The sequence below is a fragment of the Marinomonas sp. genome (genome assembly GCF_965225885.1).
In the GTDB taxonomy this organism is placed as follows: domain Bacteria; phylum Pseudomonadota; class Gammaproteobacteria; order Pseudomonadales; family Marinomonadaceae; genus Marinomonas.
On the sequence record NZ_OZ245329.1, the window covers coordinates 2,490,101 to 2,514,975 of the forward strand.

Sequence of the window (24,875 nt, forward strand, 5' to 3'; positions counted from 1 at the left end):
AGGTCGTTCATGCAAAGAATTAATCTTCTATCTCCACGTTTAGCCAACCAAATTGCCGCGGGAGAGGTGGTTGAGCGACCTGCGTCCGTTGTTAAAGAGTTGCTTGAAAATAGCCTTGATGCGGGTGCTTCTCAGCTTGATATTGATGTAGAGCAGGGCGGCGTAAGGCGCATCAAAATTCGTGATAACGGCACTGGCATCATGAAAGACGATTTGTCTTTGGCTTTAAGTCGTCACGCAACGAGCAAAATTATTACACTGGATGATCTAGAGGCAGTGAGTACGCTGGGATTTCGTGGTGAGGCGTTGGCAAGTATTAGCTCTGTTTCAAGAATGCATCTTACTTCTCAGGCTAAAAATGAGGTCGAAGCTTGGCGGGTTGAAGCCGAGGGCAAGGATATGGCGACGGCTATTCGGCCTGCCTCTCATCCGCAGGGCACAACCATTGAAGTGCGAGATTTATTTTTTAATACGCCGGCTCGCCGAAAATTCCTTCGTACTGAAAAAACAGAATTTGTTCACTTGGAAGAAGTGGTAAAGCGTCTGGCGCTGAGTCGTTATGAAACTGGCTTTCGTCTCAGTCATAACGGCAAGCAGGTTTATGATCTTCGTCCTGTCACCGATCAGCTCCATGCCGAGCATAGATTGGCGACTCTATTGGGCAAAAAATTTATCGAAAACTCTCTAACACTAGACGTTGAAGCGGCTGGATTGCGTCTGTGGGGGTGGATTGGTTTGCCGACGTTTTCTCGTTCTCAGGCGGATTTGCAGTATTTCTTTGTGAATGGCCGAGTCGTTAAAGACAAATTGGTTGCTCACGCTGTGCGTCAGGCCTATCGTGATGTTTTGTATAATGGCCGCCATCCTACCTTTGTATTGTATCTAGAGTTAGATCCGTCGACAGTTGATGTGAATGTTCACCCTACGAAGCACGAGGTGCGTTTCCGGGATGGTCGCTTAGTACATGATTTCTTATTTAGTCGAATTCATAAAGCGATTGCCGATGTGAGGCCTGAATCTGATGCAGCGCCTACGGGTATGAATGATTCCGCTAATAATGAGTCTGCTGCTTATGGAGCGAACATTACGGAACAATCCGCTTTGCCGTTGTCTAATCGTTCTGCGTCTTCTTCGATGGACTGGATGCGTTCTACTTCGAATTCGTTGGGAGCATCAGAGGTTCGGGGCCAGCTTGATGGCATGAGTCGTCTGTCTGGTTATGCACAAGAGTATGCCTCTAAAACTGAGGAGGTTGATCCTGAGACGGGTGAAGTAAGAGAGATTTCACCTCCTAGCTCTGTAGGGCAAGGTGAAAGTCCATTTTTTAGGCAGGAGGGCGATTATCAGGCTGTGCCACCATTAGGTTTTGCGGTGGCACAGTTGCATGGCGTGTACATTCTTTCTGAAAGTGAGCAAGGGCTTATTTTGGTTGATATGCATGCGGCTCATGAACGAATTGTTTATGAGCGTATGAAAACAGCCTTTTATCAAAAGAACATATCATCTCAGCCATTATTGGTGCCAATTAATATTGCTGTTTCGCAAAGTGAAGCGGATCTTGTTGAAGATAGTGGTGAGGTTTTCGAGGCTTTTGGTTTTAGAGTAGAAAGAACGGGGCTAGAAAGCGCGATGGTTCGCGAAGTTCCCGTTATACTCATTCGAGGTGATGTGGAAGGTCTTGTGCGTGATGTGATTAGTGATCTGTCTGCAAATGGTGTGTCAGATCTTATGGAGTCGCGAGCGAATGAGTTGATGGCGTCAATGGCTTGTCATGGCGCTGTTCGTGCAAATCGTAAGCTTACTGTGGCTGAGATGAACAGCCTTCTTCGTGATATGGAAGTGACTGAGCGCAGTGGGCAATGTAATCATGGTCGACCGACTTGGGCGCATTTAAGTATGTCCGATTTAGATAAACTCTTTTTGAGAGGACGTTGATATGACAAAGCCGCATGTTGTTTGTTTGATGGGGCCGACGGCTTCAGGAAAAACTGGGTTAGCTGTTGAGTTGGCTGAGTATCACGATTTTGAAATTATCAGTGTTGATTCCGCTCTTGTTTATAAGGGGATGGATATTGGTACGGCAAAACCTGACGCAGAGTTGCTAGCTAGAGCGCCTCACCGGTTGATTGATATTATTGATCCGATCGAGTCTTACTCGGCGGCTGATTTTGTGTTGGATGCGGTTGAACAGTCGCAAGAGATTCTTGCAAAAGGTAAAACGCCGCTTTTAGTCGGCGGCACCATGATGTATTTCAATGCTTTGCAAAAAGGTTTGGCGGAAATGCCGCAAGCTGATGCGGAGCTTAGAGCGTTAATTGAAGTTGAGGCGGCTGAAAAAGGTTGGGTTGCCTTGCATAAAGAGTTACAAACCTTCGATCCTGAGGCTGCGTCTCGTATTCACCCAAATGATCCCCAGCGTTTGCAGCGCGCTATTGAAGTGTATCGATTGACGGGCAAAACCATGACTCAGTTCTGGGCGCAGCAAGAAACGGTCTCTTTGCCATTTGAAATGATTAATATGGCGGTGATGCCTAAAGAGCGGAGTGTGTTGCATGAGCGAATCGAACGGCGCTTTTATGCCATGATGGATCAAGGTTTTTTAGCTGAAGTGGAAGGGTTTTATCGTCGTGGTGATTTGACGATTGATATGCCCTCCATGCGTTGTGTCGGTTATCGGCAGCTGTGGCAATATTTAGACGGCGTTGATTTGCTAGATGATGCTATCTTTAAGGGAGTGGTTGCCTCTCGTCAATTAGCAAAAAGGCAACTTACTTGGTTGAGAGGATGGGAGGATTTAATGATTTTTGATAGTTTGTCGAAAGATCTTGTGTCCGAAGCCTTGAATTACATAGAAAGCAGGATTATATAGGGGGAAATAGATAAAAATTTGGTGTAGTATCTACAGTATTGTTTTATCAATAATTAATTTAATATTTTTTGCTTGTTTAAGGAGATTACAATGTCAAAAGGGCAATCATTACAAGACCCTTATCTAAATATTCTACGTAAAGAAAGAGTGCCAGTATCCATCTTTCTTGTAAATGGAATTAAGCTTCAAGGTCAAATCGAATCATTCGATCAGTTTGTGATTCTATTAAAAAATACTGTTAGTCAAATGGTTTACAAACATGCCATTTCTACAGTTGTGCCTTCCCGTACAATTCGCATCCCGTCTCCTGATCAGCCGGAAGATGACGCTGAATAGTTTGTCTGTAATTAGACAAGCAGAGGAATACTAGATTGTTTTTTGAACGTCCAGATAGTGGTGAAATAGCTGTATTGGTCCATATAGATTTTCACGATCAAAGTGAATCTTATGGTCCAGAAGAGTTTGTTGAGCTTGCTATTTCGGCTGGTGCGGACCCTGTTGCTGTAGTTTCAGGGACTCGCCAGCGTCCAGATGCTAGATATTTTATTGGTACTGGCAAGCTAGCAGAAATTAAAGATATTGTTGATCGAGAAGAGGCGCAAGTTGTGCTTTTCGATCATGCATTGTCTCCCTCCCAAGAGCGTAACCTAGAAAGTGTTTTACAATGTCGTGTACTTGATCGTACAGGGCTTATACTTGATATTTTTGCTCAACGTGCACGTACTCATGAAGGTAAGTTGCAGGTAGAGTTGGCTCAATTACAGCATATGTCGACTCGTCTTATTCGTGGTTGGACGCATTTAGAACGCCAAAAAGGCGGGATAGGTATGCGTGGGCCTGGTGAGACACAGCTTGAGACTGACCGTCGATTACTTCGAGAGCGCATCAAGGCCATTCAGAAAAGATTGGCCAAAGTGGGTTCTCAGCGTGACCAGAACCGTCGATCTCGCGATCGATCTTCTGTACCAACGGTGTCATTGGTTGGCTACACTAACGCTGGTAAATCTACTCTTTTTAATCGTGCTACCGGTGCAGAGGTTTATGCTGCGGATCAGCTGTTTGCAACACTCGATCCAACGTTGAGGCGTCTAGATATAGAGCAGATTGGTTCCATAGTGTTGGTCGATACGGTTGGTTTTATTCGTCAATTGCCTCACCGATTGATTAAAGCGTTTCAGGCAACATTAAAAGAGTCGTCTGAGGCGGATTTATTGCTACATGTAGTTGATGCTGCTGATATTTCTCGTGATGAAAATATGAAGCATGTTGACTCTGTGTTGGAAGAAATTGGTGCTAATGAAGTGCCAGCTTTGACTATATTCAACAAAATTGATGCGTTGCCAACAGCTGAGCCTAGAATTGATAGGGATGCTAACGGGAACCCTTTTCGAGTTTGGTTGTCTGCTCGTGATGGTCAAGGCATTGATTTGCTTAAGCAGGCTATTGCTGAGTTGTTGGCAGAAGATGTTTTTAATGAAACGCTTTATTTGTCCAGTAAGTATGGGCGTTTAAGGGCTATGTTGTTCGAGCATGGCGCCGTAAAGGCAGAGCGTTTTGATGAAGTAGGTCGTTTTGTTCTTGACGTCAAGTTGCCTAAAAAAGATTATTTGCAGATTTTGGCTCGCGCTGGCATGTCTGAGGATCAGATCGAGGCCGCGTAAGTTATACAGGATTATCATTAAAATAAAGTGGAGATGTAGTATGGCCTGGAATGAACCGGGTAATAACGACAATGACCCATGGAATCCAGATAAAAACCGTAATAATGGTGCTGGGCGCCCAGATGGAGATCGTGAGAAAGAGACTAACAATGACCCATGGGGTCGTAAGCCTGGAGGGAAGGATCAAGGTCCTCCAGACTTGGATGAAGCTTTTCAGAAGTTAATGGGGATGCTGGGTGTTAAAAAAACTCGCAAATCCGGTGGTTCTAATGGTGGTGATTCCGGTATGTCTGGCAAATTTGGCGGTGGTTTGGTTGCCATTGTTCTAATTGCTTTGCTTGCTTTATGGGCAGCTACGGGTGTTTATCAGGTGGATCAGCAAGAGCGAGGTGTTGTGCTTCGTTTGGGTAAATATCATTCTACAGTGATGCCTGGTCTTCATTGGAATCCGCCAATGATTGATTCTGTGAGTAAGGTGAATGTGACTAAAGTTCGTTCTCATGATCACAAAGCGCTAATGTTGACAGTTGATGATGCTATTGTAGAAGTGGGTGTTTCTGTTCAATATTCTGTACAGAATCCAAAAGATTTCTTGCTAAATGTGCGCAACCCTGAGGAGTCACTTGCTCAGGTAACTGAGAGTGCGCTTCGTCATGTGGTCGGTAGTTCTGAAATGGATCAGATCTTAACGGAAGGTCGTGAATTGTTGGCGACAGAAGTGAAGGCGCGTATTCAGGATTACAGTAATGCTTATGGTACTGGCTTGTTAATTTCGAAAGTTAACGTTGAAAATACTCAGGCGCCAACTCAGGTGCAAGAGGCATTTGATGATGTTATTAAAGCGAAAGAGGATGAGTTACGAGTACGTAATGAAGCTGAGTCTTATGCAAACGGTATTATTCCTGAAGCCCGTGGTCGAGCTCAACGTATCAGGGAGGAGGCTGAGGCTTATCGATCTGAGATAGTGGCTCGTGCTAGTGGTCAGGCTGATCGTTTTGATCGATTGTATCGTGAGTATACTAAAGCGCCAGATGTTACTCGCCGTCGTTTGTATATCGAGACGATGGAGTCTGTATACAAAGACGTGAATAAGGTTGTTGTTGATACTAAAGGTGGAAATAACATGATGTATTTACCTTTGGATCAGCTAATGAAGCAGCGTGCTCAGGCAGATTTGTCTAAAGGGTCAGGGTCTGCGAATTCGGCTAACATTGGGGCGTTAACAGATCAAGTTCTTGATGAAATACGTAAGCGCCAAAGTGCAACTATTCGTAGAGAGGGCAGAAACTAATGAAAGGCTTTTCTTTTTCAGTTTTATTTGTTGTTCTTCTCGGTGTGTTGATTGCTTCCCAAACGCTTTTTGTTGTCAATGAAACGGAGCGTGCGGTAGTGCTTAAGTTTGGTGAAATTGTTCAGGATGATGTTCAGCCTGGTATTCACTTTAAGCTTCCGATTATGAATGAAGTGAAGACATTTGATGCTCGAATTTTAACAATGGATTCTCGTCCTCAGCGTTATTTGACGTTGGAGAAGAAAGCGGTTGTTGTTGATTCTTATGTTAAATGGAAAATCGACTCTGTTGCTAAATTTTATCAAGCAACATCTGGTGATGAGTTTGTCGCGAATCGCGTATTGTCTTCTCGTGTAGATACTGGACTTCGAAATAAGTTTGGTGAGCGAACTATGCACGAAGTGGTTTCTGGAGAGCGTGATCAGTTGATGACTGAGTTGCGTGATGACTTGAATAAAGTTGCTCAGAATGAATTGGGTATTTCTATTGTAGATATTCGGGTTAAGCGAATTGATTTACCGCCAGATGTGAGTGAATCTGTCTATCAGCGCATGAGAACTGAGCGTGAGCGTGAAGCTCGTGAGCATAGATCGAAAGGCTTGGAGTTGGCTGAAGGTATTCGAGCTGACGCAGATCGTCAACAAGTGGTATTGGAAGCTGAAGCGCAACGTGATGCTGAGATGATTCGTGGTGATGGCGATGCTAAAGCGGCCGCTATTTATTCTAAAGTCTACAAGCAAGATCCTGAGTTTTACGAGTTTTACCGTAGTCTTCAGGCGTACCGTGAAAGCTTTAATGGTAAGAATGATTTGTTTGTGCTTGAGCCTGATAGCGAATTCTTTAAGTATCTGAATAGCTCTACTAGTCCTAGTGCTAAATAGAGTAGATATTCATCAATAATCGTGCATGAAGCCTATTTGTTAAAATGGGAAACATGATACTATTACACAAACCGGGCCAAGCCCGGTTTTTTAATGGTCAAAATAAAGAGAATCTATGCAGGAATTGTTGCAGTCGCTGCTGGTTGGCGTCAGCCTTTTATTGATCGCCGAAGGGGTTTTGCCGTTTCTCGCGCCAAATATTTGGAGAGAAATCATGGTGAAAGCTATCGCGAGCTCGGATTGGAATTTGCGTATTCTGGGCGCGGTTAGTATGTTTCTTGGATTAATACTTCTTTTGCTGACTCGAAGCTAAGAGGATAATTTCATGTCATTAGCAGATCGCTGGTTGCTTCCTGAGGGCGTTGATGAAGCGTTGCCTGAACAGGCCGCAAAGATCGAGCACCTTAGAAGAACTCTGCTTAATCTCCACGAGAGTTGGGGATATCAATTAGTAATACCTCCTCTTTTAGAGTATCTGGATTCCCTTCTTACGGGTGCAGGCTCAGATCTAGAAATTGAAACATTTAAAGTGATTGACCAGTTATCGGGTCGTCTTTTAGGTATTCGTGCCGATTTTACATCCCAAGTTGCTCGAATTGATGCTCATTGTCTTAAAGATGATGGTGTGCAGCGTTTGAGTTATTGCGGCAGTGTGCTAAGAACAATGCCTGCAGGCTTAGATGGTACTCGTAGTCCTATTCAGTTAGGGGCTGAAATTTATGGTCATGGCTGTGTGGAAAGTGATATTGAGGTTTTGTCCTTGATGTTGCAAACCTTATCTGCAGCTGGTTTGTCCAATCTTGTTCTTGATCTTGGGCATGTTGATGTAGTGAGTGGTGTGCTTGCTGCTTGTAATCTTAATGCAGATCAAGAAAGTAAGTTAATTGAACTTTATAAAGCGAAAGACTTGCCTGAGCTTGACCGATATGTTGAAGAGCTTAGCTGTTTGCAAGATGTTCAAAAACAGTGGCTAGTTGGTTTGCCGCGTTTGTGTGGTGGTAAAGAAGTATTGGTACATGCGACAGATTTGCTTGGCAGTATCAATGAGTCAATTCGTGATGCTATTGTCTTATTGCAAAAGGTGAGTGATTCCATTTGTCAGCGCTTCCCTAAGGTCGGGCTACATTTCGATCTGAGTGATTTAGTTTCTTATAGTTATCATACTGGTGTTGTGTTTGCAGCTTATGTTCCCGGTCATGGTAATGCTATTGCTCGTGGTGGACGTTATAACAATATCGGGCAAGTGTTTGGTCGGTCTCGTCCGGCTACAGGTTTTAGTACGGATGTGAAAGCCCTGGTTGCTTTGGCTGATATCGTGGTCAATAAGCCAAAAACTGTTCTGTCGCCAATTTGCTCAAGTGATGGGCTTTGGCAGAAAGCGAATTCCCTGCGCGCTGAGGGATATCGAGTGGTAGAGGTTCTGGATGATTTCTACACAGGAGATGCTGATTTTAAGCTGGAATTTGTTGATGAAGCTTGGCAGTTGATGCCGATTCATAGCTAGACTTTTCTTTAAGAACTATCTAAATGAGACCTGAAATTATGGGTAAAAATGTTGTTATTCTAGGCACTCAATGGGGCGATGAAGGTAAAGGTAAGGTTGTAGACCTACTTACTGAAGATGTTGCTGCAGTTGTACGTTTTCAAGGTGGTCATAATGCAGGCCACACTTTGGTTATTGATGGCAAGAAGACAGTCTTGCATTTGATACCTTCTGGCATTTTGCGAGAAGGTGTTCAGTGTATTATCGGTAATGGTGTTGTGTTGTCTCCTGCGGCGTTGAAAACTGAAGTGCTTGAATTGCTTGAGCAAGGTGTTCCGGCAGTTGATCGCTTAAAAATTAGTGCTGCTTGCCCATTGATTCTTCCTTATCATATTGCTATTGATCAGGCTCGTGAGCTTGCTAAAGGTGAGAAGAAAATTGGTACAACTGGCCGTGGTATTGGGCCGGCCTATGAAGATAAAGTGGCTCGACGTGCAATTCGCGTTGGTGATTTGTTAGATTCTGAGCGCTTCGCGTCTAAGCTTAAAGAGGTGCTTGAGTATTACAACTTTGTTTTAACTCAGTATCACAAAGTTGAGCCTATCTCTTTTGATGAGGTTTATGCTGCTGGTTTAGAAATGGCAGAATTCCTACGTCCTATGGTGGCTGATACCATTACTTTGTTGCATGACTTGCGTAAAGCGGGTGCGAACATTATGTTTGAAGGTGCTCAGGGTTCATTGTTGGATGTTGATCATGGCACTTATCCTTATGTGACGTCTTCAAATACAACGGCGGGTGGTGCTCCGGCGGGTACTGGTTTCGGTCCTTTGTACCTGGATTACGTACTTGGTATTACGAAGGCTTATACCACTCGAGTGGGTTCTGGCCCTTTCCCAACGGAGCTTTTTGACGAAGACGGCGAGCGTTTGGGTCGTCGTGGTCATGAGTTCGGTGCAACGACTGGTCGCTCGCGCCGTTGTGGTTGGTTTGATTCGGTGGCGTTGCGTCATGCGGTTCAAATTAACTCTGTTTCTGGCATTTGTTTGACTAAGTTGGATGTGCTTGACGGCTCTTCTGTCATTAAAGTTTGTGTTTCGTACGCAGATGAAAGTGGCAATCCTGTCGCGGGATCTTTGGTTGACAGCGAAGGCTATGAGAAGGCTAAGCCGGTTTATGTTGAATTGCCTGGTTGGGCTGAATCTACCGTGGGTGCGGAAAGTTTTGATGCATTACCAAAAAATGCTCAGGATTATATTCGCTTCCTAGAGGATCAGGTTGGTGTGCCGGTTGATATTATTTCAACTGGTCCAGATCGAAATGAAACCATTGTGATTCGTGATCCTTTTAAGCAATAAGCCTGTATTGCTGAATGTATCTCTAGGAAAAGCCTCTTAGTGCGGCTTTTTTTGTTTTTATAGGTAGCTAAGTTCATCATATTAGTATTCTTTGTAAATAGAGTGAAAAGAGGGGGAGGAGTTTGTCTGGCGCTAGGGTAATATTTACAATTGAATTTAAGGCGGTGTAACTGCCTGCTAAATAATGAAAAAAATGAGAGGTAATATTTATGGTTAAGTTATTGCTTGCTGATGATGATGCTCGTTTATCGGATTTAATTAAAGAGTACTTTGATGGCGAAGGCTATGAAGTGGCACATGCTTGGAATGGTCGTGAAGCATTAGAGCTTATGGCAGCAGATATGCCTGATATTATTATTCTCGATGTAATGATGCCTGAATTAGATGGTTTTGAAACATTAAAGCAGATTCGTAATAAAAGCTCTGTGCCTGTAATTATGTTAACCGCAAAAGGTGATGATATAGATCGTATCCTTGGCTTGGAGATGGGGGCAGATGATTATCTATCTAAACCTTTTAATCCGCGTGAGTTATTAGCTCGAATTAAAGCGATTTTGCGTAGAGCTAGTCAAGAGCGTGAGGATGATCCTACTGCTGATATTGATCTTTCTGGTGTTTTGTTGCGCCGTAAGGATCGTACGGTTTACCTAGAAGGTGAGTTGGTTGAGCTGACGACATCTGAATATACTTTGTTAGAGTGTATGTTGATGGCACCAGGTCAGGTATTAACAAAACAAGAGCTATCGGAGAAAGCTCTTGGTCGTAAATTGACTATGTATGATAGAAGTTTGGATATGCATATTAGTAATTTACGTAAAAAAATTGGTAATTTAGAAAATGGCGATCCTCGAATTAAAACCGTTCGTGGTGTAGGTTATATTTTTGTATCAAATGAGCAAGGCGCTTAGTTTTCTATGAAAAATACTTTTCTGCGTGTGTTTCTGGTGGTGTTACTGTCCAATATTGTCGTCGTTAGTATTGGTTTAGGGATGGTGCAGTTTATCCAGAAGCGTAACCAGGTATCTGCTGATTTGCTGGGTGATGTTGGTGTTCAGTTGGTGGCTGGGTATGAAAAGTTTGGTATTACCTCTCTGCAGGAGGAAACTAAAAAAGCAGAAAAGCGGCTGTCCGGTACTATTTATCTGTATCAAGAAAATGGGCGTCCGCTTCTTAAGCCTTTACCGCGTAATTTTAAAGAACAAAATGCGCCTAATGTAACTACAAAGCCAGCTGCGGACTTTCTGCATAGTCAGTTTATTCAGGTTATTGGTGGCAATAACGTTCAGTATTTGCTGATTTTTAAGCCTAATCCTGAAATCAATTCTCTTGCTCCGGAAGCGGTTGTGGGCTTTTCTTTGTTAGGGTTGTTTGTTTCAAGCGGGGTGTTGGCTTATTGGTTGTTGGGCCCATTACTTAAATTACAGAGGGTGGCTCGTTCTTTTGGTCAAGGTGATATGACCGCTAGGGTTGAAAATAAGCTGGCTAGAAGAAGTGATGCGGTTGGTAAGTTGGCGCGAGAGTTTAATGAGATGGCTGTCAGGATTGACACATTGCTTTCATCGAAAGAGCGGCTTATGCGTGATGTTTCCCATGAGTTAAGGACGCCGCTGGCAAGAATTGAAGTTGCGTTGACCATAGCGGAGGATAAGTACGCTATGGAGGCTCAGAAAGGGTATTTACACCGCATTCGTACTGAGCTTCATGAGCTTGATGAGTTAATTGGTCAGGTTCTTACCTTGAGTAGATTAGAGGCGGCCTCGCTAGTAAAAGAGGAGATGGATCTTCAGGAGTGGTTAAGTGAAATTGTTGCGGATGTTAGCTTTGAAAGTCAGTTGAAGGGAATATCTGTTTCTAAGATTGGTCGTGTACCAAAAATGATATTGGGCGATCCCCTTCAGTTACGTCATGCTATTGAGAATGTGCTCCGAAATGCTTGTTTTTATGCTGGTTGTAATGGCGTTATTGAAGTCGAGACACAAGAAAAAGCCGGGACGGCTTTTATCTATGTGCGTGATAATGGTCCTGGCGTTTCTGACGATAAGCTAGAGAAAATTTTTCACGCTTTTTATCGCTCGTCCGAAGCGAGGGAGGCGAATAGTGGTGGATTTGGAGTAGGTCTTACAATTTCTCAGCGTATTATTCGAGCTCATAAGGGGCATATTACAGCTAGGAATCGAGAGGAAGGTGGTCTGGAGGTTTGTTTTCAGTTGCCTATTGTTTGATTTTGAGTTTTTTGTATTTTAAGAAGAACTTCTGTTTTTGATAAAACGCTTGTTATTGTCTCTATAGATAAGTAGTATGCCCCTCGCAAGTTGGCTAGGCAGTCGCCGCTCAATGTATTGAGGGGAGGAAAGTCCGGGCTTCGCAGGGTAAAGTGCCAGGTAACGCCTGGGGGGCGTGAGCCTACGGAAAGTGCAGCAGAAAATACACCGCCTAAGCAGTTTACTGCCGGTAAGGTTGAAATGGTGCGGTAAGAGCGCACCGCGCGACTGGCAACAGTTCGTGGCAAGGTAAACCCCACTTGAAGCAAGACCAAATAGGAACTCTTTGGCGTGACCCGCGCTGAGTTCGGGTAGGTTGCTAAAGACGTGCAGTGATGTACGTATTAGATGAATGACTGTCCACGACAGAACCCGGCTTATCGGCCAACTTGCGATTCCCCCATCCCAATATTTGATTTCCTTTTTTGTTTTAAACGTGCCATTTTTAGTGGTGCTTTCTGCTTTATTGCATTTCTATATCTATTTAATTTTTCTGTTTCTCATTCGTGCTCACTTCTGTGAATGGCTTTCTTTTGTCTAAAAAGTGTCGTTTTTAGTTTTCTTTTCTGTTTTAGCCTCTCTATTTCTCTGTTTTTTTGCCTCTTTACAAAATCATTGCATCTATTTTTGTCTATTTGGTTGGTTTTTTTTTACTCTTTTTCATAAATAGTGTTAAATTGTGGGATAAAGTGTCGATAAGTGGGATATGGCAATGTTTCGTGGGATTCATCAGGTGAGTGTAGATGTGAAGGGGCGAATGTCGCTTCCGGCACGCTTACGCGATGATCTTGCTCAATATGACGAAGATGGTGTGGTTGTAACCATTGATCCTGTTTCTCGATGCCTGCTGCTTTATCCCTTGTCTGAGTGGGAAATAATTCAGCAAAAACTAGATAAGTTGCCAACGTTTCAGCCACAGGCTCGGCGCTTACAGCGTCTTTTGGTTGGCCATGCGACTGATTTGGAAGTGGATAAAGCGGGTCGGATTTTATTACCTGCACCACTACGTGAATTTGCTCGGTTAGATAAAAAATTAACGATTCTTGGTCAAGGTAAAAAGCTAGAAATCTGGAGCCAAGAAGAGTGGGAAGCGCAGCGCGAAGATTATTTGTCCCAAGATGCTCTTGAGGACTTACAAACTGAAACCATGATGGATATTTCTTTATGACAAAGACGATGGCAGAACACATAAGCGTCATGCTTAATGAGTCCGTCGATATGCTAGTAACCGATACTAATGGCCTGTATGTCGATGGGACGTTTGGCCGCGGTGGGCATACTCGTTTGGTTTTGGATCGATTGGATAAGGGGCGCTTACTGGGGTTCGATAAAGACCCTGTAGCGATTGGTCATGGCAAGTTGTTAGAGCAAGAGGATGCACGTTTTTCTATCGTGCAAGATAGCCTTGCCAACATGGCTGAACATATTGCGGATGTGTTTGGTGTTGATAGGGTCGATGGCGTGATGATGGATTTGGGTGTGTCTTCTCCTCAGATTGATGACGCCGAACGCGGTTTTAGTTTTATGAATGACGGTCCGCTTGATATGCGGATGAATCCTGATAAGGGTATAAGTGCTGCCCAGTGGATTGCCACTGTTAGCGAAAAAGATATGGCAGATGTCATGTATCAATACGGCGAAGAAAGATTCTCTCGTCGTATCGCTAAAGCTATTTGTGAATATCGCTCCCATACGCCAATCCTAACCACGCTTCAGCTTTCAAAAGTTATTGCGGAAGCGAATCCTGCTTGGGAGAAGGGCAAAAACCCAGCTACTCGGGCGTTCCAAGGTATTCGAATTTATATCAATAATGAATTAGGTGATCTAGAGGTTGGCCTTGATGCTGCTGCGCAAGCTCTGAAGGTTGGTGGTCGATTAGCGGTCATTAGTTTTCATTCTCTTGAAGACCGTATCGTTAAACGCTTTATGAAATTGCAAGCGAAAGGGCCTGATCTGCCAAGGCATTTGCCAATTCGAAACGCACATCTTGATATTAAGTTTAAGACTGTCGGTAAGGCGATTAAGCCATCTCAATCTGAAGTGAGTGAGAATGTGCGATCTCGCAGTGCTGTTCTGCGCGTTTTGGAGCGGGTCAGTGATTAAGGCTCGTTTTACGCCATTAGTATTTGCTATTGGTGTTGTGGTTTTGGCGATTGTTTCAATCGCTGTTGTTATTCAGGTTTACGATTTTAGAAAAGACTTCTCTTACCTTCAGACGTTGAAGCAAGACGAAGTGGATTATGAGGTGAAGTGGGGCCAGTTGCTTCTTGAGCAGAGTGCACTAACCCAGCCTAGTCGCTTAGAGCAGGCGGCCATTAAAGATTTAAACATGCATGCACCCTCTCAGGATGAACTGATAATAGTGAAGCCATGAATATTGATAATAGTGTTCACATCCCAGGAAAATGGCGCTTTAGATTTGTCTATGGCGTCGCTTTGCTATTGTTTCTTGTTGCTGGCGGTCGACTATTTTATTTGACCGTAGTTGATAAGGCATTTTTACAAAACCAAGGCGAGATCCGAGCTGTACGCACGGAAGCTATTCCAGCGACCCGAGGTATGATCTTGGATCGTCGTGGTGAGCCTTTGGCTGTTAGTACACCAACTTGGACGATAATTGCCAATCCGAAGGCGTTATGGAAAATTCCTCGCGACCCTTCTTTAAAAATTGGTCCAGAAGAAGAGATTAAGCGTCTAGCAGAGGTGATGGGTGTTGGTCGGGCTTGGTTACAAGAAAAATTTGAAGCCAACAAAACTCGCTCTTTTATGTATCTTCGGCGTCAAATTCCACCTCATGAAGCAGATGCCATTATGGCGGCTAATGTTGTTGGGGTGAGTAAAACCAAAGAATACAAGCGTTTCTATCCTGCTGGTGAAGTGGCGTCACATGTTGTTGGCTTTACCAATATCGATGATAAAGGCCAAGAGGGTATTGAGCTTGCTTATGATCAAGCTTTGGAAGGTCAGCCTGGACGTAGAAGTTATGTGAAGGATCTTTCTGGCAATATCATTCGTGGTGTTGGTGTGGAGGAGGCGGAGCATCCCGGTGAAAATATTGAATTAAGTATTGATCTTAGGTTGCAATATTTGGCTTATCGAGAGCTTAAAGCAGCCGTAACTGAGCATCGCGCGACTTCTGCGTCAGCAGTGATTTTAGACGTTAAAACTGGTGAGATTTTGGCGATGGTAAATCAGCCATCTTACAACCCGAATGACCGTTCTAAACTTGAATATGAAGAGTTGCGTAATCGTGCGGTAATCGATTTGTTTGAGCCAGGCTCTACCATGAAGCCGTTCACCATTTCAGCAGCGCTAATGTCAGGCCAATATACGACAGAAACAACGATTGATACTTCTCCTGGTTATTTGCGTTTTGGGCGTTTTACTATTCGTGATGCGGCTAATTACGGTGTGATCGATTTTGAAAAGCTGCTAATTAAGTCGAGTAACGTAGGGGCGTCGAAAATTGCTTTGTCGCTTCCTCAGGATGCTGTTTGGAATATGGATTATGAATTAGGTATAGGCTCGCCAGTTGGTATTGGTTTTCCTGGTGAGGCTTCCGGCGTGCTTCCTTCTCACCCTAAATGGCATCCATCAGAGATTGCTACTTTGTCGTATGGTTATGGCTTATCGGTGTCTACTTTGCAGCTTGCTCAAGCTTATATGACGTTGGCGAATGGTGGTTATCGAGTTCCGGTTACTATCTTCAAGCAAGATGCGCCAGCTGATGGTAAGCAGGTGATTCCACCCAAAGTGGCTCATGATGTTGTGAAAATGATGGAGTCTGTTGTGCAGCGTAGCTCAGGTAAGGCAGCACAAATTCCAGGTTATCGTGTCGCAGGTAAAACGGGTACGGTTCATAAGGTGGGTTCTAAAGGTTACGAATACGACCAATATATTGCTTTGTTTGCAGGGGTGGCGCCGGCGTCAAACCCTAGATTAGCAATGGTGGTAATGATCAATGACCCGAAAGGTCGTGAGTACTATGGTGGTGAGGTTGCGGCACCGGTGTTTTCGCGTGTGATGGAGGGGGCGTTAACGACTTTGAATATATATCCTGACTTGCCGGAAGGGCTCAGAGAAGTTCGTTTAGAACCTAAAAAGGTTCCTTATCAAGTTGTACAAGGTGGTTAGATGGGGCAATTAACGCATACTCAACTACTTAATTTAGCGGGTTACTCTTTAGAGGGTAATCCGCATTCTGCTTTATATAGCCATCTAGAAACGGATAGTCGTAAAGTTGATCGGGATTGTGTATTTTTTGCTTTGCCGGGCGTGGCTTCAAATGGTTGGGATTATTTGGATAAGGTTGTCGCATTGGGTTGTAAAGTGGCTGTTGTCCCTTCTCGGTTGAGTTTGGAGCGCGGTGACATTGAACTCATTTTTGTTGATGATCCTGCTAAACTGTTGGTTGCTTGTCTGCATGGTTTTTTTGGTCGTATGCCACAGCGGATGGTTGCAGTCACAGGAACCAATGGTAAATCTTCTATCTGTTTCTACATTGCTCAACTGGCCAAATATATCGGTTTTTCTAGTGGCTTAGTTGGGACTTTCGGGGTTGGACCCTTAGATCATTTGTCTGAGGCTAAGCAAACAACACCGGATATTCTCTCGTTACATTCAACCTTGATGGGCATGGCTGAAGTAGGTGTAGACTTTGTTGCTTTTGAGGCGTCGTCTCACGCTTTAGATCAAGGACGCGTTGAAGGGGTTCCTTTTCAAACTGCTGTTTTTTCAAACTTATCTCGGGACCATCTTGATTACCATGGTGATATGAATGCGTATGCTTTGGCTAAGCAGCGTTTATTTACCTTTGATAGCTTATCGCATTCTGTATTTTGTCTTGATGATAGCTACGCTGGTTTTATGGCGGAAGGTGCGGTTGGTTCTAATTGTCATTATTACAGTGAGCAAGACCCGCAGGCTGATTTTTATGTGAAACAGCTAGCTCTTGAGCCGACAGGGTGTCGATTTATTCTATGTCATCCTGAAGGTGAAGTGCCTGTGTTTTTGCCTTTGTTGGGGCGTTTTAATGTGCAAAATGCTTTGGCAGCATTGGCGAGTCTTTGGTATGGAGTAGATGATAAATCGACTTTAATAAATGGACTATCTACTTTATGTGGCGCGCCTGGTCGTATGGATAAAGTTCAGATGCCAAATGCGCCTCTTGTTGTTGTTGATTTTGCACACACTTCAGGTGCCTTGGAGGTCGCTTTGCAGGCATTGAAAGAGCACACGTCTGGTCGGTTAATCTGTGTATTTGGTTGTGGCGGCGATAGAGATCGAGGTAAGCGTCCTTTGATGATGGCGGCGGCAATGCAAAATGCTGATTATGTATGGTTAACGTCAGATAACCCTCGTACAGAGTCGATAGAGCAAATATTTTCCGATGTTTTGGCGCAAACAAGCGAAGATGAGCCGTTTAGCTTTGAACCTGATCGTCGAGTGGCTATTTGTCAGGCTATATTGTCTGCTAGCCCCAATGATGTGGTGCTTATTGCCGGTAAAGGGCATGAAACTTATCAGGACATTCAAGGAGTTAAGCATCATTTTAATGACAAAGAAGAAGCGCTGAAAGCGTTGGGGGCTTATGTTAATTAACCTTAGCCTTTCAGATATTGCTCAAGTTTGTTGCGGTCAACTTATTGGCGAAGATTGTGCATTAAGCGCTGTTGTTACTGATACGAGAAAAATAACCTCAGGCTGTGTCTTTGTTGCCTTGAAGGGTGAGCGATTTGATGGGCACGACTATATTTATCAGGCTATTCAGAATGGCGCTATTGCTGTTGTGTCTGATCGCATTCTTGATGGTATTAATTATGTCAAAGTGGCTGATACAACATCGGCTTATGGTTCGATTGCCCGTTTGATTCGAGACGCTTTTAAAGGGCCAGTTGTCTGTATTACTGGCAGCAATGGTAAAACAACCGTAAAAGATTGGTTGGCGCAGTCCCTCACTGGTAAAAATGTGTTAAAAACACGCGCCAATTTGAACAATCAAATCGGTGTGCCGCAAACACTCCTTGAGTTAGATGCTGGTCACGATCTGGCTGTTATCGAGGCGGGCACCAGTTTTACTGGTGAAATTCCACTACTGGCGAACATTGCGTTTCCAGACATAGTGATATTAACGAACGCCAGCGGAAGTCATTTTGAAGGGCTGGGTGGTCTTGAAAGTATTGCCAAAGAAAAAGGTGCTTTGATTTCTGGTTCTTCACCTAATGCTAGTGTCATTCTCAATGCTGATGACATGTACTTTGATTATTGGTGTGGTTTGGCTGGAGATCGTAAGGTTTATTCCTTTGGTTTTGCTGAATCTGCAGACCTTTATGCGTCTGATATTGAGCTGGGTGCTGAGTCTAGTTCAGCCGTATTTCATTTCGATGGCGACTCATTACCGGTTGTTGTTGCAGGTGCTGGTAAACATCAAATTGCAAATGGTATGGCCGTTGTTTTAGCAATGTTAATCATGGGGATTGATTTTAAGCAAGCGACTGGTAAATTAGCCGCCCCAGTATTGGTTTCGGGGCGATTAGAGCGCCTTAAAGCAAAAAATGGCGCTCTATTAATCAATGATTGTTACAATGCCAGCCCAAAATCTGTTGAGGCGGCTATCGATGTGCTTGCTATGCAGCCAGTTGAAGAAACTTGGTTGATTTTAGGCGCTTTGGGGGAGCTTGGTGCTCAGCGAGATGAGATTCATCACGGCTTAGGGATGTACGCTAAAGAAAAAGGTATTTCGTATTTGATTTGCGTCGGTCCCGTAGCGGGTATTGCCGGTGCTGCTTTTAGGAGTAAAGGTGGTAACGCTATTTTTTGTAATACTCATAATGAAGCGGCGACAGTAGTTCGTCCGCTAGATAAAAAACACGCTATTTTAGTGAAAGGTTCTCGTTCCGCTAAAATGGAAAATGTCATTGAAGCATTAATTAATTAGGATATTCCTTACCAATGTTACTTCTGTTAACGGCTTATTTGAGTAAATACCATACGTTTTTTACGGTATTTAACTACTTGTCTCTGCGTGCCATCTTAGGTGTTCTCACTGCGTTGGCTATTTCTTTATTGATTGGCAACAAGGTTATTGTATTGTTGCAACGCTTGCAAATTGGTCAGGCCGTTCGTAGTGATGGGCCTCAGACCCATTTAGCAAAAGCGGGAACGCCAACCATGGGTGGTGCGCTTATTATTTTTTCGATTTCTGTTAGTACCCTTTTGTGGGGGGATTTGCGTAACCAATATGTTTGGGTTGTTTTATTGGTTATGTTGGCGTTTGGTGTTGTTGGTTGGGTTGATGATTATCGTAAAGTGGTTGAGAAAAATCCACGTGGTCTTCCTGGTCGATGGAAATATTTTTGGCAGAGTATATTCGGTTTGGCGGCTGCATTTTATTTGTATTATACCGCCAGTACGCCTGCTGAAACAGCTTTGATTGTGCCTCTCTTTAAAGATGTAGCGATTCCTTTAGGTATGTTTTTTATTGTGCTGACGTATTTTGTTATTGTCGGCACAAGTAATGCGGTGAATTTAACGGATGGCTTGGATGGGTTAGCGATTCTGCCAACTGTGTTGGTGGGTGGGGCGCTTGGTGTGTTTGCTTATCTAACGGGTAATATTCGATTTGCGGATTATCTGCTTATTCCTTATGTGCATGGCTCAGGGGAGTTACTGGTATTTTGTGCTGCGCTTGCGGGAGCCGGTTTAGGGTTCTTATGGTTTAACACCTATCCTGCACAAATTTTCATGGGCGATGTAGGATCTTTGGCTTTGGGGGCGGCGTTGGGAACCATTGCCGTTATCGTTCGCCAAGAATTGGTGCTGTTTATTATGGGCGGTGTTTTTGTAATGGAGACGGTGTCGGTGATTTTGCAGGTTGCTTCTTATAAGTTAACCAAGCGAAGAATATTTAGAATGGCGCCGATTCATCATCATTTTGAATTAAAAGGTTGGGCTGAGCCTAAAGTGATTGTGCGCTTTTGGATTATCACTGTATGTCTTGTATTAGTAGGTCTTGCCACCTTAAAAGTACGTTAGGAGTTTTGCATGTCGTTGATCGGGTCAGATCGGGTAAGAGCCGTTGTCGGCTTGGGTGCGACAGGCTTGTCTTGCGTGCGCTTTTTAGCGAGCAAGGGAATTGAATTTTATGTGGTGGATTCTCGTGAGAATCCACCTGGATTGGAGCAGGCGAAAGAGTTTTGCCCAGCAGAGCGAATTTTTACTGGCAACTTAGAAGTGCTTGAAACTCTCGGGGTGACTGAGCTCTTCGTTAGTCCGGGTATTGCGTTGCGCACACCTGTTTTGGCTCGCTTAGCTGAGCGTGGCGTGGCCATGCGTGGTGACATCGATTTGTTTTGTGATTATGTCGATGCGCCTTTTGTTGCTATTACTGGATCTAATGCCAAAAGTACCGTTACCACGTTAGTGGCTTTGTTGCTGCAAGCGAGTGGAAAAAATGCAAAAGCTGGCGGTAATTTGGGCTTGCCAGCTTTAGATTTATTATCTCCTAATACCGATTTTTATGTGCTTGAGTTATCTAGCTTTCAGCTTGAAACAACGCACGCACTACAAGCCGATTTGGCTTGTCTTCTCAATGTCTCCGAAGATCATATGGATCGTTATAAAGATCTTTATGAATATCAACGCGCTAAGCAAAAGGTTTATCGAGGTTGCAAAGCGGCTGTCTGTAACAAGCAAGATATCTTAACAGCGCCATTGTTGGCTGAAGGTGTGCCGGTTCGTGCCTTTACAACAAAAAGTCCTGATTTGAAAGAATATGGCATGCTTGAAGACGGTGATGGGGCTTGGTTGTGTAAGGGGGTTGAACGTCTTTACCATACTTCCGATATCGCGTTAAAGGGAACTCATAATCATGCCAATGTTCTGGCTGCCTTGGCAATGTTAGAGTTGCTTGGTGTGGCGGTTATGTCTGAGTCTATTGCTAAAGTATTGAGCGAGTTTGGTGGTTTGCCTCATCGTTGTGAAACGGTTCGTGTGCGTAATGAGGTAACTTACATTAATGACTCAAAAGGCACGAATGTGGGGGCAACTTTAGCTGCGCTTCAAGGGTTAGGCTCTTCTGCGACTAAGAATATTTTGCTTATTGCTGGTGGTGAAGGAAAGGGTGCGGATTTTAGAGCGCTTGCGAACTCCGTAAATGATTTTGTACGCACTACATATTTGTTTGGCAAAGACGCTGAACGAATTGCTGAAGTGTTACCCGCTGATGCTGAAGTAAAGCGTTTTGAAACCTTGGATCAAATTGTAGCTAGCATTGGACAAGATGCTAAAGAAGGAGAGGTTGTTTTGTTCTCGCCTGCTTGCGCTAGTCTAGATATGTATAAGAATTATGAAGTACGCGGTGAGCACTTTGCTCGATTGGTTAATGAATTATGAAATGGTTGAAGGTATTTGACCGAGTTTCTATTCGTGAGTTTGCTCAGGTTGATGCGGTTTTCATTGCTTCTGTAGTGGCCATTCTTGCACTTGGAATGGTTATGGTCTCAAGTGCTTCTATTTCTATATCTGAAAATATTCACGGTCATCCTTACTTTTTTATGGTGCGACAAGCTCTATATCTAATTATCGGTTTGATTTCAGGTTGGGTTCTATTGTCATTACCGACAAGTCAGTTGCATAAATGGGGTATTTTGATGATGGGATTATCTCTCATCTTGCTCATTCTTGTGTTGATGCCAGGTATAGGTAAAAGTGTAAATGGCAGTCGCCGTTGGATTAACTTAGTGGTCTTTAACCTTCAGGCATCAGAAGTCGCTAAAGTTTGTATGGTGGTTTATGTCTCCGGTTATTTGGTGCGAAGGGCTGACCGCGTTAGAGAGGGTTGGGTTGGTTTCGTGCTCCCGCTATGCCTTTGTAGTATTTTTCTTTTGTTTTTGCTTTTTGAACCGGATTTCGGTGCATCAGTCGTGTTGCTGGGTACCGTGATGGTATTGCTTTTTTTGGGTGGCGCACCTCTGTATCAGTTTTTGCTATTGATGGTTGGTGCGGTTTCAATGTTGGGTGTTGTTGCTATTTCCGAAAGTTATCGTTTAAAACGTTTGATGAACTTTATAGACCCTTGGGCTGATCCTTTTAATGAAGGTTATCAGCTTAGTCAGGCTTTAATTGCTTACGGGCGTGGTGAGTGGTTTGGTTTGGGGTTGGGAAATAGTGTTCAAAAATTATCTTATTTGCCAGAAGCACACACAGATTTTGTGTTTTCTATATGGGTTGAAGAGACCGGAATGTTTGGCGGTTTGCTGCTGATATGCTTGTTTGCGCTCATGGTTGCTCGTGCCTTTAAAATTGGTCGTCAAGCCATGACGTTATCTCGACCGTTTGCCGGTTATATGTGTTTTGGTTTTTCAATTCTGATTCTGGCTCAAGTCATTATCAATATAGGCGTGAATACCGGTTTTTTGCCAACCAAGGGGCTTACTTTGCCATTGATTAGTTATGGCGGTAGTAGCCTGATAATTACCTTGGGGAGCTTGTTTGTTGTGGCGCGTGTCGATATCGAGAATAGACGAGCTGAGATGAGTGGTGACTCTGGTGGGTCGGCGAAAATGAAAGAGAGTGAAAAATGAGCGATGTTAAAAGAGTCGTTATAATGGCTGGCGGAACAGGTGGTCATATTTATCCAGCATTAGCTTGTGCTCAAAGTTTTAAAGATAAAGGTGTTGAGGTTCAATGGCTTGGCTCTAAAGGAGGGATGGAAGAAACCCTTGTGCCTAAACATGATATTGCATTGCATTCTTTATCTATCAAAGGTGTAAGAGGTAAAGGTGTATTGGGTCTCTTAGTGGCCCCTTTTAGAATCTTGCATGCTATTGGTCAAGCTGTGGCGGTTTTACAAAAAATTAAACCTGATGTCGTCCTGGGTATGGGGGGGTTTGTTGCTGGCCCTGGTGGCGTAGCGGCTAAGCTTTTAGGTATTCCGTTAGTAGTGCATGAGCAAAATGCCATTGCGGGAACAACGAACAAACTACTCTCTAAAGTCGCGAACTTAACGTTACAGGCTTTCGATGGTGCGTTTCCTAATGCAGTTAGCGTAGGTAATCCTATTCGAAGTGATATCTTGAAACAGCGTGTTCGGATATCAAGAAGTGGTGTTGCAAGACCGCTGCGTTTGCTTGTTGTCGGTGGGAGCTTGGGGGCAAAAGCAATTAATGATGTTATGCCTAAAGTTCTAACGAAATGGTCTTTTTCTCAGCGTTTAGATGTTTGGCATCAAACTGGTATTCGCAACTATGACGAAGTATTGGCACTTTATAGAGAGGCTGGCGTAGATGCTCGTGTTGAGGCATACCTAGATAATATGGATCAAGCATATTACTGGGCTGATATTGTGTTGTGTCGAGCTGGCGCTATGACAGTGAGTGAGTTGGCTGTCGCTGGCTTGCCTTCTATTTTGGTGCCTTATCCACATGCGATAGATGATCATCAGACAGCCAATGCGCAATATTTAGAAAAAATTGGGGCTGCTTACTTGTTGCCACAACCACAGTTAAGTTGTGAAAGAATCATTTCTTTGCTTTCTGAGTTTATCGAGGGTGAAGAGGCATTATTGAAAATGGGGGAGCAGGCTAAATTGGTTGCTCATCCCAATGCAACACAAGATGTTGTTGCACATTGTTTAAGGTTAATAAAATCATGATTGATATTAAAGCTCAGTACGATATTCCTACGATGCGTCGTATTCAAAATATCCACTTTATTGGTATTGGTGGTGTTGGTATGTGTGGCATCGCTGAAGTGTTACATAACCAAGGTTACCAAGTCTCAGGGTCTGATTTAAAAGCGTCATCGACCACTGAGCGTTTGGAAGAATTGGGTATCAAGATTTATCTAGGGCATTTAGAAGAAAACGTTTATGACGCTCATGTCATTGTTGTATCTACGGCTGTAAATGATCAAAACCCAGAAATCATCTGGGGCAAAGAAAACAGGGTGCCAATTGTTCGTAGGGCGGAAATGCTAGCTGAGTTGATGCGTTATCGCCATGGTATTGCTGTTGCGGGTACTCATGGTAAAACGACGACCACAAGCTTGATGGCTTCTATATTGGCGGCCACTGGTGAGGCGCCAACTTTTGTAATTGGTGGGCGTTTAACCAGCGCCGGAGCAAATGCACAGTTGGGCAGCAGTGCTTATCTTGTGGCTGAGGCGGATGAAAGTGATGCGTCTTTTCTGCATTTACAGCCACAAACTGTGATAGTAACCAATATCGATGAAGACCATATGGATACTTATGGTGGTGACTTTGAAAAGGTTAAACATACCTTCATAGAGTTTGTGCATAACCTACCGTTTTATGGTTTGGCTGTTTTGTGCGTAGATGATGAAAATGTTCGTGAAATTCTGCCTTCCTTGAGTCGTCCAGTTTTAACTTATGGCATTGATCAAGAAGCGGACTTTTATGCGACAGATATCGTACAGACTGGTCGCTATTGTGAGTTTTTGGCGCATCGTCCTGAGGGAGAGCCACTGAAAATTCGCTTGCCTATGCCGGGTCGTCACAACGTTCTCAATGCGCTTGCAACGATTGCTGTTGCCACTGATTTAGGTGTTGAGGCAACGGCTATTCAGGCGGGTCTAATGGGGTTTGAAGGTGTGGGGCGTCGTTTCCAAGAGCAAAAACCACTGGAGCTTCCTAATGGTTCAAGTGTGATGTTTGTTGATGATTATGGTCATCACCCAAGTGAGGTGTTGGCAACGATTAAGGCGATTCGTGCCGGTTGGCCTGAAAAGCGCTTAGTGATGGTGTATCAGCCGCATCGCTATACCCGAACTCGTGATCTGTACGAAGATTTTGTCAGGGTTCTCTCTCAGGTAGATGTTTTACTTTTGTTGGATGTTTACTCGGCTGGTGAAACGCCTATCAATGGTGCGGATAGTCGTTCTTTGTGTGGCAGTATTCGTCAGCGCGGTAATGTTGATCCTATCCATGTTGGGAGTGAAGCGGATCTGCGTTCTATTTTGAGTAATGTCTTACGTGAAGGGGATTTGCTGATTACGCAAGGTGCTGGCGACATCGGTATGGTTTCGAAGAATTTATCAGTGAGCGGTATTTAA

At 43.9% G+C, this 24,875-nt stretch carries 22 protein-coding genes and 1 other RNA gene; all 23 read left to right on the forward strand.

All coding sequences use genetic code 11. The features are described from left to right. Positions 1-9 precede the first annotated feature (9 nt). The 23 genes from mutL to murC all read left to right on the forward strand — a co-directional run bounded on the left by mutL (position 10) and on the right by murC (position 24,875). The gene (gene mutL, locus ACO05V_RS11785) at positions 10-1,935 is read left to right on the forward strand and encodes a DNA mismatch repair endonuclease MutL (RefSeq protein ID WP_421851416.1); all 1,926 of its coding nucleotides are present in this window, start codon (positions 10-12) and stop codon (positions 1,933-1,935) included. 1 nt (position 1,936) lies between these two features. After that, positions 1,937-2,869 carry a tRNA (adenosine(37)-N6)-dimethylallyltransferase MiaA gene (gene miaA / locus ACO05V_RS11790; protein ID WP_421851419.1) on the forward strand — a complete coding sequence of 311 codons (933 nt, stop codon included), beginning with the start codon at positions 1,937-1,939 and terminating at the stop codon, positions 2,867-2,869. Between the two features lie 90 nt (positions 2,870-2,959). Continuing rightward, on the forward strand, positions 2,960-3,205 hold the full coding sequence (gene hfq, locus ACO05V_RS11795) for an RNA chaperone Hfq (protein WP_012070321.1): 246 nt from the start codon (positions 2,960-2,962) through the stop codon (positions 3,203-3,205). A 35-nt stretch (positions 3,206-3,240) separates the two neighbouring features. Next, entirely contained in the window at positions 3,241-4,530 is a 1,290-nt protein-coding gene (hflX, locus tag ACO05V_RS11800; protein ID WP_421851423.1) for a ribosome rescue GTPase HflX, read from the forward strand. A 40-nt stretch (positions 4,531-4,570) separates the two neighbouring features. After that, positions 4,571-5,821 (forward strand): FtsH protease activity modulator HflK, encoded by a 1,251-nt coding sequence (hflK, locus tag ACO05V_RS11805; RefSeq protein ID WP_421851427.1) that lies wholly within the window; start codon positions 4,571-4,573, stop codon positions 5,819-5,821. Next, on the forward strand, positions 5,821-6,702 hold the full coding sequence (gene hflC, locus ACO05V_RS11810; RefSeq protein WP_421851430.1) for a protease modulator HflC: 882 nt from the start codon (positions 5,821-5,823) through the stop codon (positions 6,700-6,702). The genes hflK and hflC overlap by 1 nt, the downstream gene beginning before the upstream one ends. A 115-nt stretch (positions 6,703-6,817) precedes the next feature. Then, on the forward strand, positions 6,818-7,015 hold the full coding sequence (locus ACO05V_RS11815; RefSeq protein ID WP_421851433.1) for a DUF2065 family protein: 198 nt from the start codon (positions 6,818-6,820) through the stop codon (positions 7,013-7,015). A 12-nt stretch (positions 7,016-7,027) separates the two neighbouring features. Beyond that, positions 7,028-8,206: an ATP phosphoribosyltransferase regulatory subunit gene (locus ACO05V_RS11820; protein ID WP_421851437.1), complete on the forward strand. Its 1,179-nt coding sequence runs from the start codon at positions 7,028-7,030 to the stop codon at positions 8,204-8,206. A gap of 38 nt (positions 8,207-8,244) precedes the next feature. After that, positions 8,245-9,543: an adenylosuccinate synthase gene (locus tag ACO05V_RS11825; RefSeq protein ID WP_421856946.1), complete on the forward strand. Its 1,299-nt coding sequence runs from the start codon at positions 8,245-8,247 to the stop codon at positions 9,541-9,543. A gap of 209 nt (positions 9,544-9,752) precedes the next feature. Continuing rightward, positions 9,753-10,451: a response regulator transcription factor gene (locus ACO05V_RS11830; RefSeq protein WP_072840568.1), complete on the forward strand. Its 699-nt coding sequence runs from the start codon at positions 9,753-9,755 to the stop codon at positions 10,449-10,451. A gap of 6 nt (positions 10,452-10,457) precedes the next feature. Beyond that, on the forward strand, positions 10,458-11,765 hold the full coding sequence (locus ACO05V_RS11835) for an ATP-binding protein (protein WP_421851440.1): 1,308 nt from the start codon (positions 10,458-10,460) through the stop codon (positions 11,763-11,765). Between the two features lie 86 nt (positions 11,766-11,851). Continuing rightward, positions 11,852-12,200, forward strand: an RNA gene (gene rnpB, locus ACO05V_RS11840) — RNase P RNA component class A. 316 nt (positions 12,201-12,516) lie between these two features. Then, positions 12,517-12,972, forward strand: coding sequence for a division/cell wall cluster transcriptional repressor MraZ (gene mraZ, locus ACO05V_RS11845; protein WP_421856949.1), 456 nt, complete (start codon positions 12,517-12,519; stop codon positions 12,970-12,972). Next, a complete protein-coding gene (gene rsmH / locus ACO05V_RS11850; RefSeq protein ID WP_421851443.1) occupies positions 12,969-13,907 on the forward strand; it encodes a 16S rRNA (cytosine(1402)-N(4))-methyltransferase RsmH in 939 nt (312 codons plus the stop codon). The genes mraZ and rsmH overlap by 4 nt, the downstream gene beginning before the upstream one ends. Further along, complete coding sequence (gene ftsL / locus ACO05V_RS11855; protein WP_421851447.1) at positions 13,900-14,178, forward strand: cell division protein FtsL; 279 nt, start codon at positions 13,900-13,902, stop codon at positions 14,176-14,178. Before rsmH ends, ftsL begins: the two co-directional genes overlap by 8 nt. Further along, complete coding sequence (locus tag ACO05V_RS11860) at positions 14,175-15,938, forward strand: peptidoglycan D,D-transpeptidase FtsI family protein (RefSeq protein WP_421851450.1); 1,764 nt, start codon at positions 14,175-14,177, stop codon at positions 15,936-15,938. The genes ftsL and ACO05V_RS11860 overlap by 4 nt, the downstream gene beginning before the upstream one ends. Next, the gene (locus ACO05V_RS11865) at positions 15,939-17,405 is read left to right on the forward strand and encodes a UDP-N-acetylmuramoyl-L-alanyl-D-glutamate--2,6-diaminopimelate ligase (RefSeq protein ID WP_421851453.1); all 1,467 of its coding nucleotides are present in this window, start codon (positions 15,939-15,941) and stop codon (positions 17,403-17,405) included. Then, positions 17,395-18,741, forward strand: coding sequence for a UDP-N-acetylmuramoyl-tripeptide--D-alanyl-D-alanine ligase (locus ACO05V_RS11870; protein ID WP_421851457.1), 1,347 nt, complete (start codon positions 17,395-17,397; stop codon positions 18,739-18,741). The genes ACO05V_RS11865 and ACO05V_RS11870 overlap by 11 nt, the downstream gene beginning before the upstream one ends. 14 nt (positions 18,742-18,755) lie before the next feature. After that, entirely contained in the window at positions 18,756-19,838 is a 1,083-nt protein-coding gene (gene mraY / locus ACO05V_RS11875) for a phospho-N-acetylmuramoyl-pentapeptide-transferase (protein ID WP_421851460.1), read from the forward strand. A gap of 9 nt (positions 19,839-19,847) precedes the next feature. Further along, complete coding sequence (murD, locus tag ACO05V_RS11880; RefSeq protein WP_421851464.1) at positions 19,848-21,197, forward strand: UDP-N-acetylmuramoyl-L-alanine--D-glutamate ligase; 1,350 nt, start codon at positions 19,848-19,850, stop codon at positions 21,195-21,197. Further along, positions 21,194-22,387, forward strand: coding sequence for a putative lipid II flippase FtsW (gene ftsW / locus ACO05V_RS11885; protein WP_421851467.1), 1,194 nt, complete (start codon positions 21,194-21,196; stop codon positions 22,385-22,387). Before murD ends, ftsW begins: the two co-directional genes overlap by 4 nt. Then, a complete protein-coding gene (gene murG / locus ACO05V_RS11890; protein WP_421851470.1) occupies positions 22,384-23,457 on the forward strand; it encodes an undecaprenyldiphospho-muramoylpentapeptide beta-N-acetylglucosaminyltransferase in 1,074 nt (357 codons plus the stop codon). The genes ftsW and murG overlap by 4 nt, the downstream gene beginning before the upstream one ends. Further along, positions 23,454-24,875, forward strand: a complete 1,422-nt coding sequence (gene murC, locus ACO05V_RS11895) for a UDP-N-acetylmuramate--L-alanine ligase (RefSeq protein WP_421851473.1) — start codon at positions 23,454-23,456, stop codon at positions 24,873-24,875. Before murG ends, murC begins: the two co-directional genes overlap by 4 nt.